The sequence below is a fragment of the Ruegeria sp. HKCCD4315 genome (assembly GCF_013112245.1).
GTDB lineage: Bacteria > Pseudomonadota > Alphaproteobacteria > Rhodobacterales > Rhodobacteraceae > Ruegeria.
Genome location: NZ_WVRN01000001.1, coordinates 3,160,197 through 3,179,894 on the forward strand (window position 1 = coordinate 3,160,197; position 19,698 = coordinate 3,179,894).

A 19,698-nucleotide genomic window follows, 5' to 3' on the forward strand; every position below is an offset into this window, starting at 1 on the left:
TCACTTTTCGGGCGCGGCCCTATTCTGTACGGATTTAAGATATTGATAAGTAATCATTTTTTACTTCACCTTACATCGTCACCCACCAAGCGCCTGTACGGCGACATCCAACACATTGAGACCAGCAAGCAGATCACATTCTGCGGTATCTTCAGCGAAATCATGGCTGATTCCGTTGATCGAAGGCACAAACAGCATGGCAACCGGCATCAGGCGGGACACGTTCGTCGCGTCGTGTAATGCGCCCGACGGCATCTTGCGCCATTTCTCCGGCGCCACTTGCCGCGCACCACTTTCAAGCGCTTCCCGCAATGTCTGGTCCATGGCAACAGGCTCGAGCCCCAGCATCGGGCCATAATCCAATGCCATCCCTTGTTCTTCAGCGACTTCCTGAGCTGTTGCGCGAATGATCTCTTCCATCCGAACCAGCCGATCCGCGTCGCCATCGCGCCATTGCATCGAGAACCGAACCCGACCCGGAACGATAGACGAGGCATTGGGATGCACATCGACACGCCCGATGGTCCAGACAGTCTGTGGCGTTACCACATTGCGGAAGCGTTCATTGAGACGGGTGTTGAACAAGGACAGCGCCTGAAACGCATCCCGGCGCAGGTGCATCGGCGTTGTGCCTGCATGGTTCTGCTGACCCTCAAAAGTGATCAACATATCACGGATACCGACAATATCGGTGACGACGCCAATCTGCTCGCCTGCCGCGTCCAGGGACGGGCCTTGTTCGATATGCATCTCGATAAAGCCGTTGAACCGGGACGGGTCCACAAAAGCACCAGACAATTCGGACATCGAAGACCGCGCGGCCCCAAAACTGACGCCCGCGCCATCTTTCAAACCATCTGCCTGATCCAATGGCAGGCCGCCTGACCAAACGGCCGAGCCTGTGGTTACACCAAACCGGCCTTCTTCGTCCTGAAAGCTGACAACCGAGATTGGCCGGTCGCTGGAACGCGCGATTTCAAGCGCGGCGATGACGCCCAGCGCGCCGTCCAGCCAGCCACCTTCGGGCTGGCTGTCGGAATGCGACCCCATCAGCAACGAGGAACCTTCGGTCAACCCGAACAGATTTCCGACCGGGTCGAAATGTGGTGTCAGCCCGGCGTCCACCATACGCTCAGCAAGCCAATTGCGCGCGTCGATGTCCGCTTGTGAATAGGCCGGCCGGACTACGCCCTTGCCGACACCCGACGCCCCAAATTCACGCAGCTTGTGCAAATCCGCCAAGAACCGTTCGTGATTGACTGGCATGACACCCTCCGAATTTTCCGTGGGCGGACCATAGCCACAAATAAAACTGCGGCGAGGATTTTTTCTGTGGCAGGTGAAACCCCTCTGGTCCCGGGGTGGAACCTGCCCTAAGACGTCTGCGCAAGAGGGACCAACATGTCACATATCACATTGGTGCGGCACGGGCAGGCCAATACCGCAGCGCGCGACGAAGTAAGTTACGACAGGCTTAGCGACTTGGGGCATCAGCAAGCTCGTTGGCTGGGCGCACATCTGCGCGACACGCGCAGCCACTATACCCGTGTTTATTGCGGCACTCTGACTCGCCATGCAGAAACCGCCCAAAGCATGGGGCTGTCTGACCCTATCCGTGATGCACGATTGAATGAGATCGAGTATTTCACACTGGCACAATTGCTCGAAGAACAGCACGGCATTGCAATCCCAACGGATCGCGAGGGGTTTGTCGAACATCTGCCCAAGACCTTTGCCGCCTGGGCCAATGGCGACATCAAGAACACGCCCGAAACCTTCGAAGAGTTCGAGACCCGTGTTCGTGATGCGCTGAGTGAAATCGGAACCGAAGGCGGACCCGCCATTGTTGTCACCTCGGGCGGGCTGATCTCGATGGTGGTACGGCAGGCGATGGGGTTGGATATTCCATCGATGGCGCGGGTAGCCCTTGCCATCATGAACACGTCGATGCATCGTCTGCACCCGATTGGCACCCAGCTGAGTCCGGTTCTGTTCAATGCTGTCCCGCATCTTGAGGCACCCGACCGGCAATTCGCGCAAACCCACCTGTAGTCAGATCGGAGATACCCCATGCAGCTTTATTTTGCCCCTCGCACGATCTCGGTCGCTGTTGTGATTGCTCTGGAAGAGGCAGGGTTGGAGTATGAGGCGATCCAACTGGATTTCGCCGGGGGCGAGCAGACCAAACCGGCTTACCGTCAGATCAACCCCAAAGGTCGGGTTCCGGCGCTAGTGGTTGACGGTGGCATCCTGACCGAAACCGGAGCGTTGCTGGAATTTATCGCTGCCCAAGCGCCGTCGGCAGATTTAGTCCCTGCTGATCCAGTCATGGCCGCGCGCATGCGTGAAGTGATGTTCTATCTTGCGTCGACCATGCACGTGAACCACGCGCACAAGGTGCGCGGAGCGCGATGGGCGGACAAGAAGCCCAGCTGGAAAGACATGAAGGACAAGGTCCCACAAACAATGACAGCATCCTGTGAATACATCTGTTCAAACGGCCTGCGTGGGCCGTTTGTTCTGGGTGAGGCATTCTCGCTGGCAGATGCCTATCTTTATGTGGTTTGCAGCTGGCTGGAAGGCGATGGCGTCGATGTCTCGGCCTTTCCCAAAATTCTTGCCTTCCGCGAGGCGATGGAGGCGCGGCCTTCGGTTCAGGCGGTCCGTGCCGCCGGAATGCTCTGACAAAAGGAATTACGATGACACATCTCTGGGTCCGGGCAGAACAGCGCCCGAACGAGGAACGGGTTGGGCTGACCCCCGAAGGGGCCGCAGCGCTGATCGCGGCTGGCATCCGCGTGACGGTCGAGGAAAGCCATGTCCGCGCCATTCCAATCGACGGCTACAAGGACGCAGGCTGCGAGATCGCACCTGAAAACACGTGGCCCGACGCCCCGGCGGACGCGATCATTTTCGGCCTCAAAGAGTTGCCCGAAGATGGCACGCCCCTGCCCCACCGCCACATCATGTTCGGACATGCCTACAAGGGCCAGCATTCCGGCCGCGCTTTGCTGGAACGGTTCAAGGCCGGGGGCGGCACGCTGTATGATCTGGAATATCTGGTGGATGAAGATGGTCGCCGGGTTGCGGCCTTTGGCTATTGGGCCGGGTATGCCGGTGCGGCAGTCACGCTGAAAACCTGGGCTGCGCAGCAACGGGGCGAGCAATGCCCTCCTGTTGGGATTTATGCCGGTAAGGACGCGCTGAATGCCGATTTGCTGGCAGAACTGGACGCCACAGGGGCCGAACGACCAACCGCCATTGTCATCGGCGCCTTGGGCCGCGTTGGCACCGGCGCTGCCGATCTGTGCGAAGCCATGGGTGTTGCCGTTACCAAATGGGACATGGCCGAGACCGCCAGCGGCGGGCCGTTCCCTGAGATTCTGGACCACGATCTGTTTCTGAATTGCATTTTCGCGCGTCCCGGCACGCCGGTTTTTGTTCCGCGTGAGGCGCTGACCGAACCGCGAAAGCTGACCGCCATAGGCGACGTCGCCTGCGACCCGGACAGCGATTACAACCCGGTGCCGGTCTACGACCGCGCAACTACATGGGACGCGCCTGCCCTTCGCGTGGCGAATGATCCGGTGATGGACGTGATGGCCATCGACAATCTGCCGTCCATGCTGCCGGTCGAAAGCTCGGAAGACTATGCCGCGCAACTGCTGCCGTCCTTGTTGACTCTGACCGATCTGGACAGCGGCGTCTGGGGTCGGGCAGAAGCAACCTACAAAACGCATATTGAAGGGATCTGAACGATGACGATTCACTGGTGTGGCACCGGCCTGTCGGCCATTCCCGGCCTGCGCCGCCTGATCGAAGGCGGGCACAAGGTCACCGTCTGGAACCGAACCATCGAAAAAGCCAAGGCTGAGGTCGGAGACCGGACCGACGACATCCGGGCCTTCGACATCGACGCCCTGGGAGAGGTGCTGGGCAAGGGCGACGTGATCGTCTCGATGCTGCCGGGCGACTGGCATGTTCCGCTGGCAGAGCTGGCGATCTCGAAACAGGCCAACTTCGTCTCATCTTCTTACATCGCGCCCGAGATGCGCGCGCTGGACGACAAGGCACGTGAGGCTGGTGTCGCGCTGGTCAACGAGGTTGGACTGGATCCGGGCATCGATCACCTGATGGCACATGCGTTGGTCGACGACTATCGCGCTTCAGATGCGTTCGATCCTGAAAACCACCTGAGCTTTATCTCGTATTGCGGCGGGATCCCGAAAACGCCCAACCCGTTCCGCTACAAGTTCAGCTGGTCACCTCTGGGTGTTCTGAAAGCGCTGCGCTCGCCCTCGAAGTCAATCCGCGACTATGCCCCGCTGGATGTTGCCCGTCCGTGGGACGCCATCAGCAGCTATATCGCTCCGCTGCCCACACCGGAAAGCTTCGAGGTTTACCCGAACCGCGACTCGATCCCGTTCATGACGCAGTACCATTTCGAGGATCACTGGCCGGTCAAGGAATTCGTCCGCGGCACTCTGCGTCTGAACGGCTGGGCCGAAGCATGGTCGGACGTGTTCACCGAGATCGAAACTCTTTCCGGGCCCGAAGGCGACGCCCGCCTGAAAGTGATGTCGGACCAGTTCTGGGACGAAAACGCCTATGATGAGGGCGAACCAGACCGCGTTGTGCTGTGCGTTGGTCTGAAGGCGGAAAAAGACGGCATTGAGGTCTGGAACAAGACCTATGTCATGGATGCCTGGGGGGATGCACGCGGCACCGCGATGGCGCGTCTGGTGTCGATCCCGGTGTCTCTGGCCGTCGAAGCGGTTCTGAATCGCGCGATCCCGGCGGGCGTTCACGCCGCGCCCAGCGATCCGAAGCTTGTACAGGGTTGGATGGGAGAGATCGACACGCTGGCACAACATTTGCAGATCGTCGATCACTTGGCCTGATTGAAAGGTGAAAGCCATCCCAGTTTTGCTGGAATGGCTTTCATAGTTCTTGGCTAGGCATGACTTGCATTCCCTTTCGGGCCTTCAGATGTACCGCTCAATCGTGTCTTCGATGTCGCTTCGATTGATGCCAAGCTCGGACAATTGATGATCCGTCAGCGCATTGAGATGCTGTGCCGCACGAACAATGTCGGAGCTGATCGATCGGATACGCATGGCACGGTCGAACAACAGCAATGCACTGGCAGCCGGTGCCGGCTGATTGGTGGGCGGGATAACGTCAAACATACGGATAACCTCACAAACATAGACCTGGGGATGTGTTAACTCAGGGCAAACGCTCCATCACTGGCGGTAGGGTTTGTTGTGGTAAACACTCTCATACGCGCATCGATTGATCTGGTCCCGCTGAACCCCGATATCGGCAAGTTGTTGATCATCCAGCGCCTCAAGATCACGCACAGTTTTTGCAAGAATTCGGCGACGGAAGTGCTCGACCTTTTTGTCGGCGTACTTCGAAAACAGACCATCGAGAAGGCCGTTCTGGGTGTTTACTGCTTGGGTATGTACCATGTCTTTGTCCTCCTAAACTTGATTTGCGTTGTCTTGGTGACATCAAATTTGGGGACGCCGCCTTAACGTTATCAAAGCGCATCATTAAGGTTTGTTTAAGTCTGGGCCGGAGAAAGCATGCGGAGGATGAGTTATGCCGAGGCGTGTCCGCAATTTACGCCAGCAAAGTGTATCTCAATCATAGATAAAGCCCAGATGGCGGCAAAACCGCCATCCTCGTATTTGGCTTGGAAAACGAACTACATCAGGTCGTTCTCAACATCCTCAGCCGAAATGCCCAAAGCATCCAACCCGTTCTCCAGGTGATCCGACAAGTGTGGGGTTCCAATCAGGTAGTCGGCGCAGGGAGTCGAGGCTTCGGACTTGGCGGTGGCGATGGCTTCGGCCAAATCTTCGGCGAAAAAGCTTTCGCGACCGATCCACATGATGGCGACCAGTTCGGCCTGCTCGTCTTCGCCCATGCGATCAATGAACGCCCGCAGCTCGCCCTCGGCCCGGTTCAGTTCGCGGCCCATCATGGCCACCTGGGCAACTTTCCTTGCCGAAATTTCCAACATGTCCTCAGCTCCTGTTGTTCGCGGTTGTCAAACCATCACAATCATCGACAGGGGCCTGAGTCTTTGATCTTACGCAAACTGCGGGTCAGTCCCGAACGCGCGACATTGGCTGATCGGGGACAGGCTGGGAGCGGAACGGGCGGAAGGTTGCCTTTTTCAGCCACAGTTTGAACGCTTGCCAAACAATCAGAGTAAATGTCCGCCGGGCCCCAAACGGACGCCGCAGCAAGGACCACAGGATCACCCGATTGGTCAGCGGTTGACGGGGCCCTGTCAAGGTGGCGATCAACCCACCGTCAGGTCGAGTATAGTCGATCCAAACACCAACCCTGTCAGGGCGGAAATCAAACCGAAACGTATAGCTTCCTTCGATCTTCTGGAATGGCGAAACATGCATCAGCTTGTCCGCCACCACCCGATCCGATGGCTCGATGACCGCAAAGCCAGGCTTGTGGCATAGATAGCTGTGACGTGTCCCAAAGGTGTTTGTCACTTCGGCCACCACCGCATAGAGTCGGTCGTTCCCGTCAAAGCAGAACCAAAAGCTGACAGGGTTGAACACATGCCCCAGAACCCGTGGCTGTGTCAGCAACATTATCCGCGCCGGTTGCGGCACGGCCATCTCGTCAAGGCGGGTACGCACCCACGCGGCACCTTCGCCCTGACTGGGCGCGCCGCCATGATCGCGCGTACGCCAATTGGCGAGGTTTGCGCGGTCACGTGAAAACAAAAGGGGTGTTGTCAACTTGGCCTCGGGGTCGAACAGGATGTAATCGACCGAATACCGAAACGCGTTTTCTATCCCGCCCTTGCGCCCGTGATAAGTGTGGCCCGCGATATGATCTATTTCTTTTGCCATCGTGTGTTTTCAGACCTGCCCATAACCGCTTAAAACAGCATCGTTTTCCGCCGTATTTGTATAGTAGTGTTACGGAAAATAGCGCGAGTTGGATCATAATGTCCCGATAAAGTGATCCGGCTTGGGGCGCGGCCCGTAATGTGGTTATGTTTACCGAGATCAATACTGCGACCTTGGACGAACCTGCGGCTGACACAGCCGCCCCTCAGCCTTGGCGCGGGAAGAAACGCATCAAGGGTAGACAGGTGAACGGAACGAAAGCCAGTTGCGACACCAGAACCGAGTGGGTGGAACACGTCAAACGCATCCGGGATGCGCAGGACCAGTCGGCCTTTGCCGAGCTGTTCCAACACTTCGCGCCACGCATCAAGGCGTTCCTGATAAAATCAGGGTCTGATGCCACCATGGCCGAAGAATGCGCACAAGAGGTGATGGCGACCTTGTGGCACAAGGCCCATTTGTTCGATCCAACACGGGCCACCGTAGCCACGTGGGTTTTCACGATTGCTCGGAACAAGCGCATCGACGTTCTGCGCAAGCAACGCCGCCCCGAACCCGAGGAACTGGGATGGGGACCCGAGGCCGAGCCTGAACAGGACGACGTGATCGCGCTGCAACAGGAAACCGCGCAGCTGCGCACCGCCATGTTGGCGTTGCCCGAGGCGCAGAGAGAGCTGATCGAAAAGGCGTATTTCGGCGACCTGAGTCACCGCGAAATTGCGTCTCAGACCGGGTTGCCCCTGGGAACGATCAAGTCACGTATTAGGCTGGCGCTGGACCGCTTGCGCCACGCGATGAACTGAGATGAGTAAGATGAGCAAGTCGATTAAACATCACCTGACAGATGACCTGCTGATGGCATATGCCGCAGGAACTCTGCCCGAGGCGTTCGATCTGATGGTCGCAACCCATCTTTCCCTGTGTGACCATTGCCGCGCACGGGCCGAGAGCTTTGACGCCGTTGGCGGGCAGGTTCTGGATGATCAGGCAGGCTCGGTCGCCATGTCTAACGCCTCACTCGCGGCGACCATGGCCTTGATTGCGCAGGGTGCGCCGACCCCCAAGCCCGCGCGACCGGGCTGCGCCGTGCTGCCTACCCCTTTGCAGGACTATGTGGGCGGAACCGTCGCGGACATCCGCTGGAAATCCATTGGAATGGGTGTGAAGCAGGCCATTCTGCCGACCACCAAAGAGGCCACGGCACGGTTGTTGTTCATCCCGGCCGGTGCTGCGGTCCCGGATCACGGTCATCAGGGCATGGAACTGACTATGGTTTTGCAGGGTGCGTTTTCGGACGAGGTGGATCACTTTGCACGCGGCGATGTTGAGATCGCTGACGAGGATCTGGAACACACACCTGTCGCGGATATCTCGGAAGACTGCATTTGTCTTGCAGTCACAGATGCACCGTTGAAATTCAACAAGCTTATGCCGCGTTTGTTTCAGCCCTTCCTGCGCATCTGACTGCTGGTGGGTTCCGGCCAAAGCGAAGCTTGAAAGGAAACAGATATGACAGGAAAACTTCTTTTGTCGGCCCTTCTGCTTTGTTTCGCGCCTGCGGCGTTTGCCCAGATGACCGCAGAGGTGCAATTTCAGTCCGGCAATTATGGCACCATGGTCAACGGGGCTGTCACTGGCGACGAATACTTCGACTATGTGTTGGGTGCAAAAGCCGGTCAGGAGATGTTTGCCGACCTTCAGGTCAGTGACACCAATGGGAACGGCGTGGTCTATTTCAATATCCTGCCCCCGGGCAGTGATGGGGTCGCGATCTACAATGGATCGATTGACGGCAACACCGCCCGGATTAACCTGCCAGAGGACGGAGACTATACAATCCGTGTCTATCTGATGGGCAATGACCGAGATACCGGCAAAACCGTCGGGTATAACCTGGACTTGTCAATCCAGTAAGTCTCAACCTTCGTGACGCGCCAAAGGCACAACGTCTGACGCGGCATCAGGTGCGATTTCTTCGAAATCGAAATTGTCCAGACGCTGCGCCCGTCGGCCAGCTTTCTCCGCACTGATCTTGATTTCCGAGATATCCTTGGCCGCCTGACCAAAATGACGATCAAGATTGGTCACACGATCACCCAAACGCTCCACATCCTTGTGCAGCAGTCCCAATTCTTTGCGGATCGCACCTGCCTGTTCGCGCATCCGGGCATCTTTCAGGATCGCGCGCATCGTGTTCAGCGTCGCCATACAGGTGGTGGGTGAAACGATCCACACGCGCTTGCTGAAACTTTCCTGAACCAGCTCAGGGAACTTTGCGTGAAGCTCGGCGTAAACGGCCTCGGACGGCAGGAACATCAGCGCACCATCGGCGGTTTCACCGTCCAGGATGTACTTCTCGGCAATGTCGTTGATATGTTTACGCACTGTGCTGCGGAACATCTGCAACGCCGCTTTCAGCTCAGCGTCATTGGTTGCGCCGATCAGCGCTTCATACGCCTCCAGCGGGAATTTGCTGTCGATCACGATGGGGCCGGGCGGGTTCGGCAGATGGATAAGGCAGTCCGCACGACGCCCATTCGACAGGGTAGCCTGCAACTGGAAACTGTCCCTTGGCAGTGCCTTTGAGACAATGTCCGTCAGCTGGATTTCGCCAAACGCTCCACGCGTCTGCTTGTTCGACAGGATATCCTGCAGACTGAGAACGTCACCAGACAGTTTGGTGATATTGTCCTGCGCTTTGTCGATCGCGGCCAGACGCTCCTGCAATTGGGTCAGGGATGTCGCGGTCTGTTTCGATGACCCATGCAGCGATTCTTTCATCCGCTCCTGCATTTCGGCCAGCGCGCGTGCAGACTTCATCGCGTTGTCCGCCAGCCGGTCATTCATCTGCTGCTGAACCGAGGACAGGCGCGCTTCAACCGTTTGGATCACTTGCACCTGCGCATTGGCCTGCGTGTCCGAGACATGCTGAAGACCGCCGCGCAATTGTTCCTGCCCCTGCCCCAGTTGCTGCACATGCTGTCCCAGATGCGCCATCTGCCGCTCCAGAGGTTCTGCCATCCGGGCCGAGCGATTGGCCGCCCGCAGCGACAGGAACAAAAGCAGCAGGATCAGCAGGACAACCCCGCCACCGGTCAGAAGAACCGGGTCATTCAAAGGGATTTGGGTGCCTGCAATCTGGATCATGTCAGTCTTTATGTTCTCGTTTTGTTTCGATCTTCTTAATAGGTTCTGAACGACGGATCAACTGCGCCCGAACAACCGCTCGATATCGCTGAGCTTCAATTCCACGTAAGTCGGCCGCCCATGGTTGCACTGACCGGAATGCGGCGTTGCCTCCATCTCGCGCAGCAGGGCGTTCATCTCTTCGGCGCGCATCCGGCGACCCGAGCGGACAGAGCCGTGGCAGGCCACCCGGCTGAGGATTGCCTCGATCTTTGCCTGAACCATCTGGCTTTCGCCCTGATCAGCCAACTCATCAAGGATATCCAGGATCATCGCGCGGGCATCGACCTCGCCCAAAATGGCAGGAGTTTCACGCACAGCGATGGCCCCGCCGCCGAAGGGTTCGATGGTCAGACCAAAGCGCGTCAGGTTATCAGCTACGGCCATCAGACGCGCACAATCGCCTTCAGACAGCTCCACGATTTCCGGGATCAGAAGCGCCTGCGCCGCAACGCCGTTTTCCGCCATCTGGTTTTTGAGCTTTTCATAAACCAGCCGTTCATGTGCGGCGTGTTGATCCACGATCACCATACCGTCAGCGGTTTGCGCGATAATGTAATTCTCGTGCACCTGCCCCCGCGCAGCCCCCAATGGCAGGTCCTGCGGTTGAGGTTCTTCTGTCTCGGCAATCGGCGAAACCGGGGTGGGCTCGACAATGCTGCCGCTGTAATCCTGAGCCAGTTCAGCAAAGCCCGGAGATTGCGCCCGATACGCCGCCTGCCGCGCTGCTGGCGAAGGTCGATCCATCTGATACACACGGGCCGGGGCAGATTGCGCAGGTTCGGGCCGCATCGCCCCCAGGGTCGCATTGGCCACGGTTGAGGATGCCCGATGCCCGGCCTCGGCCAGAGCATGGCGCAGGCTGGACACAATCAGACCGCGCGCAACGCCGGGGTCGCGGAACCGTACCTCGGATTTGGCGGGATGAACGTTCACATCCACCAGCGTCGGGTCACAGTCGATGAACAAAGCCGCCGCCGGATGCCGATCCCGGCTAAGGAAATCGAAATAGGCGGCCCGCAAAGCGCCAGTCAGCATCTTGTCACGCACAGGGCGGCCATTAACAAAAAGATACTGCGCCACCGCAGCACCGCGCGAATAGGTCGGCAAGGCAGCATAGCCATAAAGCCGGATGCCTTCGCGCGTGGCGTCGATTTGCAGCGCATTCTCGGCAAACTCGCGCCCGATCACGCGGGCCAGGCGGGCGTGGAGCGCATCGAAGAGATCTCCGTTCTCGCGATCCGCGCGGAAGGTCACACGACCTTCACCGCCACCGGACACATCGCGCAGCGTGAAGGTTACGGATGGCTCGGCCATGGCCAGCCGTTTCACCGTATCGGTGATGGCTTGCGTCTCGGCCCGGTCGGTGCGCATAAACTTCAGCCGGGCGGGCGTGGCAAAGAACAGATCGCGCAGTTCGACGACTGTGCCCGCGCGCAGGGCGGCGGGTTTGACCGCGCCCATCTTGCCGCCCGCAACGTGGATCTGCGCCGCCTCGGCACCCGGTACGCGGCTGGAGATGGTCAGACGCCCGACCGCACCCAAAGAAGGCAGCGCCTCTCCGCGAAACCCAAAGGTATGGATGTTCAGCAGGTCCGATCCGTCAATCTTTGACGTGGCATGGCGGGACAACGCCAGCGGCAGATCATCTGCCGAAATACCGCAGCCGTCATCTGTGACGCGGATCAGAGTCTTGCCCCCATCCGCAATATCGATGGCGATCCGCGTGGCTCCTGCATCGATTGCGTTCTCGACCAGTTCCTTCACGGCAGAGGCCGGACGTTCCACCACCTCACCGGCTGCAATCCTGTTGATTGCAGCGTCATCCAGTTGCCGAATTACCGGGCGATTTTCGCTGATATTGGGGTTTGCCTGCGCCATACCCCTAGACCTAGCACAGCCTTGCGCGATTCTGCCACTGGTTTACGCAGGTCTTTTGATCAGAGAGGGGGTGTCCGGATGGCCGTGAACGGCTTAGCGCTCAGGTCCACCCGGACGTACCAAGTGAGTGGTGTGATTCAGCTAATGAATGGACGGCGTGTAACATGTGCCGGTATTAAATGCTGCTTAAGATTCATCATTTGGGCATCTGGGCAGAGATTGGCCGATGACGTGCGGACAGGTGCGGCGGGAACATGCCCGATCACGCAGAAGTGTGCGCCCCGATACGCGTGCGGCACGGTCCGAACATGGCGGCTGCGGCAAGTATCAGACCAGACATCGTGGCAATCATGCCAGCCGCGCTGACTGCATCCGACCCGCCCAACCACAAGGGGCCGTACCCAGCCAATACATAGCCCGACACTGCCGAGGCCGTGGCGAACACTATGCTCCATACAATCTGCGCCTCGAGCCGGTTAGTTAGCATCCGCGCCGCCGCCGGAGGGCAGATGAACATGGCGATCACGATGATCGAGCCCACCGCGTCAAATGCCGCCACCGCCGCGATGGCCGCTGTTATCACCAATGCCATGCTCAGAGCACCCGTGCGAATGCCGATCGTGCGCGCAAATCCTTCATCGAAGGTGGAAATCTTTAGCGGTCGCCAGAACAGCCAGGTGAACACAGACACGCCCACCAGAGTTAAAGCAATCCGAGGCAGTTCAGGTGGCAGACCCGCAAGAGCGTCGACATCCAGCAACGATCCCCAACCTGTTGCGTCCAGCCAGATCAGGCTTTCCAGATTGCCGTAAAGCGCATGTTCAACGTCCAGATGCACAGTCGAGGTATCTGTTTGCTCAAGCAGCAAAACACCCGCCGCAAACATTGTGGTAAAGACAACACCCATGGCAGCACCGGGTTCGATCTGACCCAGTCGGCGAATGGCTTCGATCAGAACCACAGCCACAATCGCCGCCCCTGCAGCGCCCAGCATCATTGGCCAGGTCGATATCGCCCCGGTCAACAGGAACGCCACCACGATACCCGGCAGCACCACATGGCTGATCGCGTCGCCAATCAGCGCTTGTTTGCGCAGCACCAGAAAGTTGCCGGGCAAGGCGCAGGCGATGGCCGCAAATGTGCCAATCAGCAGTGGCGTCAGCGACAGTGGGACGAACTCCTCACCACTCATGCCGGCACTCCTTGCGGCCCACCGATTTGACGGTCGATTTCAGCGATCTGATCACGGGTCAGAACGGTCTCGATGTCCCGCAGCCCGTCATAGAGCGCAGCTGTCGCCTCATGCGCCTGATCCGCGCGGACGATTTCCCAGCGTTTTTCATCGCGCAGCGCCTTGGCCGCCCGCGCCTTGCCAGTGTCCGTGGCGACCCCGTCTGGCCGGACCAGACCCGCACGACGCAGCAGGCGCAGTGTAAGCGGTTCATAAATCTTCTGCCCCTGCGCCAGCGCCAACAGACCCTGGCGGATATGCACCCGGCGCTGGAAGCGCAGATGCCGCAACACCGCCGCCAGAACCCCGCGCTTTGGGGCGCAGAACAAGGACAGGACGAAGAATGCAAAGCTGACCAGCACGATGATCGGTCCAGTCGGCAAGTTGGGGGCAGAAGCGGAAACGGCAGCACCGATGTACCCGGCCAGACCTCCGGCAAGCCCCGCAAGCAGGACGACGTGCTCGGAACGCTCGGACCAGAACCGCGCTGTGACTGCCGGAATGATCAGAAGCGCCACAATCAGGATCAAGCCCACAATTTTCAGGCCGACCACAGTGACCGCCATGACCAGCCCCATCATCGCAAGATCGATGCGATGGATCGGCAAGCCACGGGTGGCAGCATATTCCGGGTCAAAGGCGACAAGGGTCATGGGGCGACGCAGGATCAGAACCAGAAGCAGCGTCGCCGCACCACCGATGGCGATGATCATGGCATCTGCCCACAGCATTCCGGCGGTCGAGCCTAACAGGAAACCCTCCAAACCTGCCTGACGCCCGACGCCCATGGTTTGAATGATCGTCAGTAGAACGATCCCAAAGCCAAAAAAGACAGACAGAACTGCACCGATTGCTGCGTCTTCGGCAAGTCGGGTGCGCCGTGTCAACCAGTTCATGCAAAGAAGCCCAACCCACGCTGAAATTGCAGACCCTGCCAGCAAGCCCAGCAGATTGCGCCCATCCCCGCCCAGCGCGACCAAGACCATAAAGGCCAGACAGACGCCCGGCAGAGTTGCATGACTGATGGCATCGCTGACCAGCGCACGTTTGCGTAGGAACAGGAATGTCCCTGTCACACCGGCCGATACACCCAGCAACGTCGCACCAACTGCGACCAGCGTGGCGTTATAGCCAAGCTGCAGGGTCAGAGCGTCCCAAATCATGTGTTATCCCAGCGCGCGCGATATCTGATCGATCTGCGCAGTTGCCAAACGCCCGCCATAGGCCGCTTGCAACGTTTCCGCAGTGAACGCCTCGGACACCGGCCCTTCGGCCACTTTGCGGGTATTGATCAGGAAAACGTGGTCGAAGTAGTCGGTCACGGTCGCCAGATCGTGATGCACCACCACAACCGTCTTGCCGGCTTCTTTCAGAGATTTCAGCACCGCGATGATGGCCTTCTCGGTGGCGGCATCCACCCCGGCGAAAGGTTCATCCAGCAAGTACAGATCCGCGCCTTGCGCCAAAGCACGAGCCAGAAACACGCGCTGCTGCTGGCCGCCGGACAACTGGCCGATCTGACGGTCCGCGAAGTCCCGCATCCCGACACGGTTCAAACAGTCCATCGCACATGCCTTGTGGCGGGCACGTACGCGCCCCAGAAGCCCAAGCTCGCGCGACAGACCCATCAGCACAACATCAATCACGCGCGTTGGGAAATCCCAATCCACGCTGGCCCGTTGCGGAACATAGGCAATACGCGCGCGCTGCGCCTCCAGCGGCCGTCCAAATACCGTCACCTGACCGGATAAGGGGGTGACGATTCCCAGCGCCGCCTTGAGAAGCGTGGACTTGCCCGCACCGTTTGGGCCAATGATGGCAGTCATGGCACCGGGCTGGACGGTCATATCAACCGAAAACACAGCAGGCTTTTGTCCGTAGGAAACGGTCAGGCCTCGCACCGCAAGCGGGCTGTCGCCCAGCCCGCGATCCTCAAGCGTCACACCGTCATTGCTGACCAGACCCAGCATTATTCAAAACCCCGCAGACAGTTTGCCGTCCATGCCTCGACCGGGGGCGTCGCCGTTCAACGCACCGCCAATAACTGTGATGTTGTGATCCAGCATCCCGATATAGGTACCCTCATAGGTGCCTTCTGCGCCCATCGCATCCGAAAAAAGCTCACCACCGATGGTCACTTTGTGCCCCTTGGCCGCTGCCCCTTCGATCAATGCGCGAATTGAGCGATCCGAGACCGAGCTTTCGACAAAGACAGCCGTGATTTGGCGGTCAACCAGCAGGTCAACCAATTCGCTGATCCGGTTCAAACCCGCCTCGGACTGGGTCGAGATGCCCTGAATGCCCAGAACCTCGAACCCGTAGCTCTGACCGAAATAGCCAAATGCGTCGTGGGCGGTAAGCAGTACTCTGCTGTTCTCGGGCACCGAAGACAGGACATCCTCGGCATAAGCCGCCAAACGGTCAATATCGGCCAGATGGGCCTGTGCATTGGCTGCAAACACGCCTGCCGCTTCGGGACGAACGTCGGTCAAGGCATCCTGAACCTCTAGCACAACTTCGCGCCAAAGCACGGGCGACATCCACAAATGCGGGTCGTATTTATCTGCGTAATCGTCATGGGCACGCAGTTTGGATTTATCGACCCCTTCGGCCACTGCGACCACAGCGCGTTTGCGTTCGAGATCGTGGAAGAAATCTTCCATCTGTGCTTCCAGATACAAACCGTGCCAAAGGATCAGGTCAGCGCGGGTCATGGCAACGATGTCGCTGCGGGTCTGTCGATAGGCATGAGGGTCAACGCCCGGCCCCATCAGACCTGTGACCTCAACCTGATCACCGCCCACCTGGCGCGCTGCATCCGCGATCATGCCTGTTGTCGCGACCACTTTGAGTGGCGCTTCAGCCCAAGCGGCGATTGGCATCGAAAGGGCCAACGCCAACGCTGCAAGAAAACTCCGACGAATCATCTTCGACCTCAGTTTTGCGTCCAGTTGAGACTGAATATGAGAACCATTCGCAACTAAGTCAACGCTAATGCGAATTATTCGCAAGAAAGCACGCTCTTTTTGTCCAAATGGTCAAAAAATTGCCATTCAAATACATCCAACACCTTCCATTCCCCGGTCTGCCGTGCGAATTTGTCGCAAACCTCCCAAAGGACGTGACTATGGATACGCAGAGCTCAGAAAGCCCCGTGCGCACCGCGCATCTGCCGCAAGTAACCGAACCCCGAAATCCGGGAGTGGATCTTGATCTTGACTGGGTCCGCGCCGTTCAAGCCAATACCTCGGCCATTGAGCGCCGGGCTGCGACCCTTCCCGGTCGGCGGTCGGTCAAAAAGGACTATCAGGCGGCGTGGCTGCTGAAGGCGGTTACGATGATCGACCTGACCACGCTGTCAGGCGATGACACAGTAGGCCGCGTGCGCCGCCTTTGCGCGAAGGCGCGGCAGCCGGTTGCGAGTTCCGTCTTGCAGGCGCTGGATATGCCGCAGATTACCACGGGTGCCGTCTGCGTCTATCACGACATGATAGAAACCGCGGTGGATGCCCTGAAAGGCACCGGCATTCCGGTCGCTGCGGTATCCACTGGCTTCCCGGCCGGCCTGTCGCCGTTCCACCTGCGCGTGGCCGAGATTGAGGAAAGCGTGAAAGCCGGTGCCGAAGAGATCGACATCGTCATTTCGCGCCGTCATGTGCTGTCAGGGGACTGGCAGGCGTTGTATGATGAGATGAAAGCCTTCCGCGTGGCCTGCGGCGATGCCCATGTCAAAGCCATTCTGGCAACCGGAGAGCTGGGCAGCTTGCGTAACGTCGCCCGCGCCTCGCTGGTCTGCATGATGGCTGGCGCGGATTTCATCAAGACTTCAACCGGCAAGGAAAGCGTCAACGCAACCCTACCCGTTTCGCTGGTCATGATCCGCGCCATTCGGGATTTCTATGATCGCACCGGGTATCGCGTTGGGTACAAGCCCGCCGGTGGTATTTCAAAAGCCAAGGACGCGCTGGTGTACTTGTCGCTGATCAAGGATGAGTTGGGCGATCGCTGGCTGGAACCCGACCTGTTCCGCTTCGGTGCCTCTTCTCTGCTGGGCGACATCGAGCGGCAGTTGGAACACTATGTGACTGGGGCTTACTCGGCTGGATACAGACATTCGATGGGCTGAGCCTGCTGAAATGTCTGGACAGTGAGTATTTGGGAAAAGATGAAGTTATGACAGTCAAAGAAATCTTCGAGACCATGGACTATGGCCCCGCCCCAGAAAGCGCTGCCGAGGCGCTGGCCTGGCTGGTCGATCAGGGCGACAAGTTCGGTCACTATATCGATGGCGGCTTTACCAAACCCGGCAAAGGGTTTGAAAGCCGCAACCCGGCGACCGGAGAGGTGCTGGCTAAACTGACGCAGGCGAAACAGGCCGATGTGGACGCCGCCGTGGCCGCTGCCCGCAAAGCGCAACCGAAATGGGAGAAGCTAGGCGGTGCGGGTCGTGCGCGGTATCTCTATGCCATTGCACGGCTTTTGCAGAAACACGCACGCCTGTTTGCGGTGCTGGAAAGCATGGACAACGGCAAACCGATACGTGAATCGCGGGACATCGACATCCCTCTGGCGCAGCGGCATTTCTACTACCACGCAGGCATGGCGCAGTTGATGGAGGCCGAGTTGCCCGATGCGCAGGCTTTGGGCGTTTGTGGTCAGATCATCCCGTGGAATTTCCCACTGTTGATGCTGGCCTGGAAAATCGCACCTGCGCTGGCGATGGGGAATACGGTGGTTCTGAAACCGGCCGAGTACACCTCGCTGACTGCGTTGTTGTTTGCAGATATCTGCTCGCAAGCCGGGCTGCCGAAGGGTGTCGTCAACATCGTGACCGGCGACGGCGCGGTGGGCGAGATGATCGTGAACGCCGACGTGGACAAGATCGCCTTTACCGGCTCGACCGTCGTGGGTCGGCGTATTCGCGAAGCAACGGCTGGCTCAGGCAAGGAACTGACGTTGGAACTGGGCGGCAAGTCCGCTTACATCGTGTTCGACGATGCCGATATTGACAGTGCCATCGAGGGTCTGGTCGATGCGATCTGGTTCAATCAGGGTCAGGTCTGCTGCGCGGGGTCTCGCCTGCTGGTGCAGGAAGGCATTACAGATCGGTTCCACGAGAAGCTGCGCGCGCGGATGGATGGTTTGCGGGTGGGTAATCCTCTGGACAAATGCATCGACGTGGGCGCGGTTGTGGATCCGGTTCAGTTGCAGACCATCAAGGGCATGGTCGAAAGCAATACGGCGGGTCACGTGCATCAGGCCGCCTGTGAACTGCCCGCAAATGGCTGCTACTACCCGCCAACGCTGATCTCGGGGCTCGAGACATCCGACCCGCTGATGCAAGAGGAAATCTTCGGCCCGGTGCTGGTCTCCTCGACCTTCCGCACCCCGGCTGAAGCGGTCGAACTGGCCAACAACACCCGTTACGGGCTGGCCGCGACAGTCTGGACTGAGAATGTGAACCTTGCGCTGGATATCGCGCCCAAGTTGGTTGCAGGTGTGGTTTGGGTGAATGCCACCAACCTGTTCGACGCCGCCGCAGGCTTTGGCGGCGTGCGCGAAAGTGGCTTTGGCCGCGAAGGCGGCTGGGAAGGTCTGACGGCTTACACCAAGTCCAAAGGCAAGGCCAAACCTCTGGCAAAGGTCGAAGCTACAATCGGCGAAGGGGCTCCGGTCGATCCGATTGACCGAACTGCCAAGATGTATGTCGGTGGCAAGCAGGCGCGGCCCGACGGTGGCTATTCTAAACCCGTTTGGGGCAAGTCCGGTCTGCTTGGCCACGTGGGTCTGGCCAATCGCAAAGACGTGCGCAACGCGGTCGAGGCCGCGGCAGGTGCGAAAGGCTGGTCCAAGACCACCGGCCATCTGCGGGCACAGATTCTGTATTACATCGGCGAGAACCTCTCGGCCCGTGCGAGTGAATTCGCCGCGCGCATCGACACCATGACCGGCAAGAAGGATGGCGCGAAAGAGGTCGAAACCTCGATCCAACGCTTGTTCAACGCAGCTGCCTGGGCCGACAAATATGACGGTCAGGTACATGGCGTCCCGATCCGGGGTGTGGCCATTGCCATGAAGGAACCTGTGGGTGTTATCGGCGCGCTTTGTGCCGATGAAGCGCCTCTGCTGGGTCTGGTCTCGGCGATGGCGCCTGCGATTGCGATGGGTAACCGGGTGGTTCTGGCGGCATCCGAGCCCTACCCGCTGGCAGCAACCGATTTCTACCAGATTCTTGAGACCTCGGACGTCCCCGCAGGCGTGGTCAACATACTGACCGGCAGCCACGCGGAACTGGCGAAACCTCTGGCCTCGCATCTGAACGTGGACGCGGTCTGGTCCTTCTCGTCCACTGACCTTTCGAAAGAGGTCGAAGCGGTCTCGGCCGGGAACCTGAAACGGACCTGGGTCAATAACGCAACGGCATTTGACTGGAGCATGGATCATTCCCGCCGCTTCCTTCAGGCTGCGACCGAGGTGAAAAACATCTGGGTGCCCTACGGCGAGTAGGGC

20 protein-coding genes are annotated in these 19,698 nt (G+C 58.9%); 9 read left to right on the top strand and 11 right to left on the bottom strand.

From position 1 onward, the window contains the following. Positions 1 to 78: 78 nt before the first annotated feature. Positions 79 to 1,266, bottom strand: coding sequence for a Zn-dependent hydrolase (locus tag GS646_RS15690; RefSeq protein WP_171184258.1), 1,188 nt, complete (start codon positions 1,264 to 1,266; stop codon positions 79 to 81). A 135-nt stretch (positions 1,267 to 1,401) separates the two neighbouring features. On the opposite strand from GS646_RS15690, the gene GS646_RS15695 reads away from it, so the two are divergent. The 4 genes from GS646_RS15695 to GS646_RS15710 are packed head-to-tail and all read left to right on the top strand — an operon-like array spanning position 1,402 to position 4,901. After that, positions 1,402 to 2,052 (top strand): histidine phosphatase family protein, encoded by a 651-nt coding sequence (locus GS646_RS15695; RefSeq protein WP_171184261.1) that lies wholly within the window; start codon positions 1,402 to 1,404, stop codon positions 2,050 to 2,052. Positions 2,053 to 2,070: 18 nt separating this feature from the next. Further along, a complete protein-coding gene (locus GS646_RS15700) occupies positions 2,071 to 2,685 on the top strand; it encodes a glutathione S-transferase family protein (RefSeq protein ID WP_171648329.1) in 615 nt (204 codons plus the stop codon). A 14-nt stretch (positions 2,686 to 2,699) separates the two neighbouring features. Continuing rightward, the gene (locus GS646_RS15705; protein WP_171184264.1) at positions 2,700 to 3,755 is read left to right on the top strand and encodes a saccharopine dehydrogenase; all 1,056 of its coding nucleotides are present in this window, start codon (positions 2,700 to 2,702) and stop codon (positions 3,753 to 3,755) included. 3 nt (positions 3,756 to 3,758) lie between these two features. Beyond that, positions 3,759 to 4,901: a saccharopine dehydrogenase family protein gene (locus GS646_RS15710; protein WP_171648327.1), complete on the top strand. Its 1,143-nt coding sequence runs from the start codon at positions 3,759 to 3,761 to the stop codon at positions 4,899 to 4,901. 84 nt (positions 4,902 to 4,985) lie between these two features. On the opposite strand, the gene GS646_RS15715 is transcribed toward GS646_RS15710, so the two are convergent. The 4 genes from GS646_RS15715 to GS646_RS15730 form a co-directional block, all read right to left on the bottom strand. After that, positions 4,986 to 5,189 (bottom strand): DUF1127 domain-containing protein, encoded by a 204-nt coding sequence (locus GS646_RS15715; RefSeq protein ID WP_171093325.1) that lies wholly within the window; start codon positions 5,187 to 5,189, stop codon positions 4,986 to 4,988. Between the two features lie 57 nt (positions 5,190 to 5,246). Next, positions 5,247 to 5,474, bottom strand: coding sequence for a DUF1127 domain-containing protein (locus GS646_RS15720; protein ID WP_171093323.1), 228 nt, complete (start codon positions 5,472 to 5,474; stop codon positions 5,247 to 5,249). 239 nt (positions 5,475 to 5,713) lie between these two features. Next, positions 5,714 to 6,031 (bottom strand): DUF3775 domain-containing protein, encoded by a 318-nt coding sequence (locus GS646_RS15725; RefSeq protein WP_171093320.1) that lies wholly within the window; start codon positions 6,029 to 6,031, stop codon positions 5,714 to 5,716. Between the two features lie 85 nt (positions 6,032 to 6,116). Beyond that, a complete protein-coding gene (locus GS646_RS15730) occupies positions 6,117 to 6,890 on the bottom strand; it encodes a DUF1365 domain-containing protein (RefSeq protein ID WP_171184268.1) in 774 nt (257 codons plus the stop codon). Positions 6,891 to 7,036: 146 nt separating this feature from the next. Here GS646_RS15730 and GS646_RS15735 point away from each other — a divergent pair, with 146 nt between their 5' ends. From GS646_RS15735 to GS646_RS15745, 3 genes are read left to right on the top strand one after another with little or no spacing between them, the layout of a single operon-like run. Further along, positions 7,037 to 7,693, top strand: coding sequence for a sigma-70 family RNA polymerase sigma factor (locus GS646_RS15735; protein WP_171648325.1), 657 nt, complete (start codon positions 7,037 to 7,039; stop codon positions 7,691 to 7,693). Positions 7,694 to 7,703: 10 nt separating this feature from the next. Next, complete coding sequence (locus GS646_RS15740; RefSeq protein WP_171184272.1) at positions 7,704 to 8,354, top strand: ChrR family anti-sigma-E factor; 651 nt, start codon at positions 7,704 to 7,706, stop codon at positions 8,352 to 8,354. 45 nt (positions 8,355 to 8,399) lie between these two features. Beyond that, the gene (locus tag GS646_RS15745; protein WP_171093313.1) at positions 8,400 to 8,804 is read left to right on the top strand and encodes a hypothetical protein; all 405 of its coding nucleotides are present in this window, start codon (positions 8,400 to 8,402) and stop codon (positions 8,802 to 8,804) included. 3 nt (positions 8,805 to 8,807) lie between these two features. Here GS646_RS15745 and GS646_RS15750 read toward each other — a convergent pair whose 3' ends face one another. From GS646_RS15750 to GS646_RS15775, 6 genes are all read right to left on the bottom strand, one after another. Continuing rightward, a complete protein-coding gene (locus GS646_RS15750; RefSeq protein WP_171648323.1) occupies positions 8,808 to 10,037 on the bottom strand; it encodes a DNA recombination protein RmuC in 1,230 nt (409 codons plus the stop codon). Positions 10,038 to 10,094: 57 nt separating this feature from the next. Then, entirely contained in the window at positions 10,095 to 11,957 is a 1,863-nt protein-coding gene (gene mutL / locus GS646_RS15755; RefSeq protein ID WP_171184276.1) for a DNA mismatch repair endonuclease MutL, read from the bottom strand. Between the two features lie 262 nt (positions 11,958 to 12,219). Beyond that, the gene (locus tag GS646_RS15760; RefSeq protein ID WP_171184278.1) at positions 12,220 to 13,149 is read right to left on the bottom strand and encodes a metal ABC transporter permease; all 930 of its coding nucleotides are present in this window, start codon (positions 13,147 to 13,149) and stop codon (positions 12,220 to 12,222) included. After that, on the bottom strand, positions 13,146 to 14,351 hold the full coding sequence (locus tag GS646_RS15765; protein WP_171184280.1) for a metal ABC transporter permease: 1,206 nt from the start codon (positions 14,349 to 14,351) through the stop codon (positions 13,146 to 13,148). The genes GS646_RS15760 and GS646_RS15765 overlap by 4 nt, the downstream gene beginning before the upstream one ends. Before the next feature lie 3 nt (positions 14,352 to 14,354). After that, complete coding sequence (locus tag GS646_RS15770) at positions 14,355 to 15,158, bottom strand: metal ABC transporter ATP-binding protein (protein ID WP_171648321.1); 804 nt, start codon at positions 15,156 to 15,158, stop codon at positions 14,355 to 14,357. Positions 15,159 to 15,161: 3 nt separating this feature from the next. Then, entirely contained in the window at positions 15,162 to 16,115 is a 954-nt protein-coding gene (locus GS646_RS15775; RefSeq protein WP_171184285.1) for a metal ABC transporter solute-binding protein, Zn/Mn family, read from the bottom strand. A gap of 200 nt (positions 16,116 to 16,315) precedes the next feature. On the opposite strand from GS646_RS15775, the gene deoC reads away from it, so the two are divergent. Continuing rightward, the gene (gene deoC, locus GS646_RS15780) at positions 16,316 to 17,314 is read left to right on the top strand and encodes a deoxyribose-phosphate aldolase (RefSeq protein WP_171184287.1); all 999 of its coding nucleotides are present in this window, start codon (positions 16,316 to 16,318) and stop codon (positions 17,312 to 17,314) included. A 47-nt stretch (positions 17,315 to 17,361) separates the two neighbouring features. Beyond that, positions 17,362 to 19,695: an aldehyde dehydrogenase family protein gene (locus tag GS646_RS15785; protein WP_171648319.1), complete on the top strand. Its 2,334-nt coding sequence runs from the start codon at positions 17,362 to 17,364 to the stop codon at positions 19,693 to 19,695. The last annotated feature ends 3 nt before the right edge of the window (positions 19,696 to 19,698 follow it).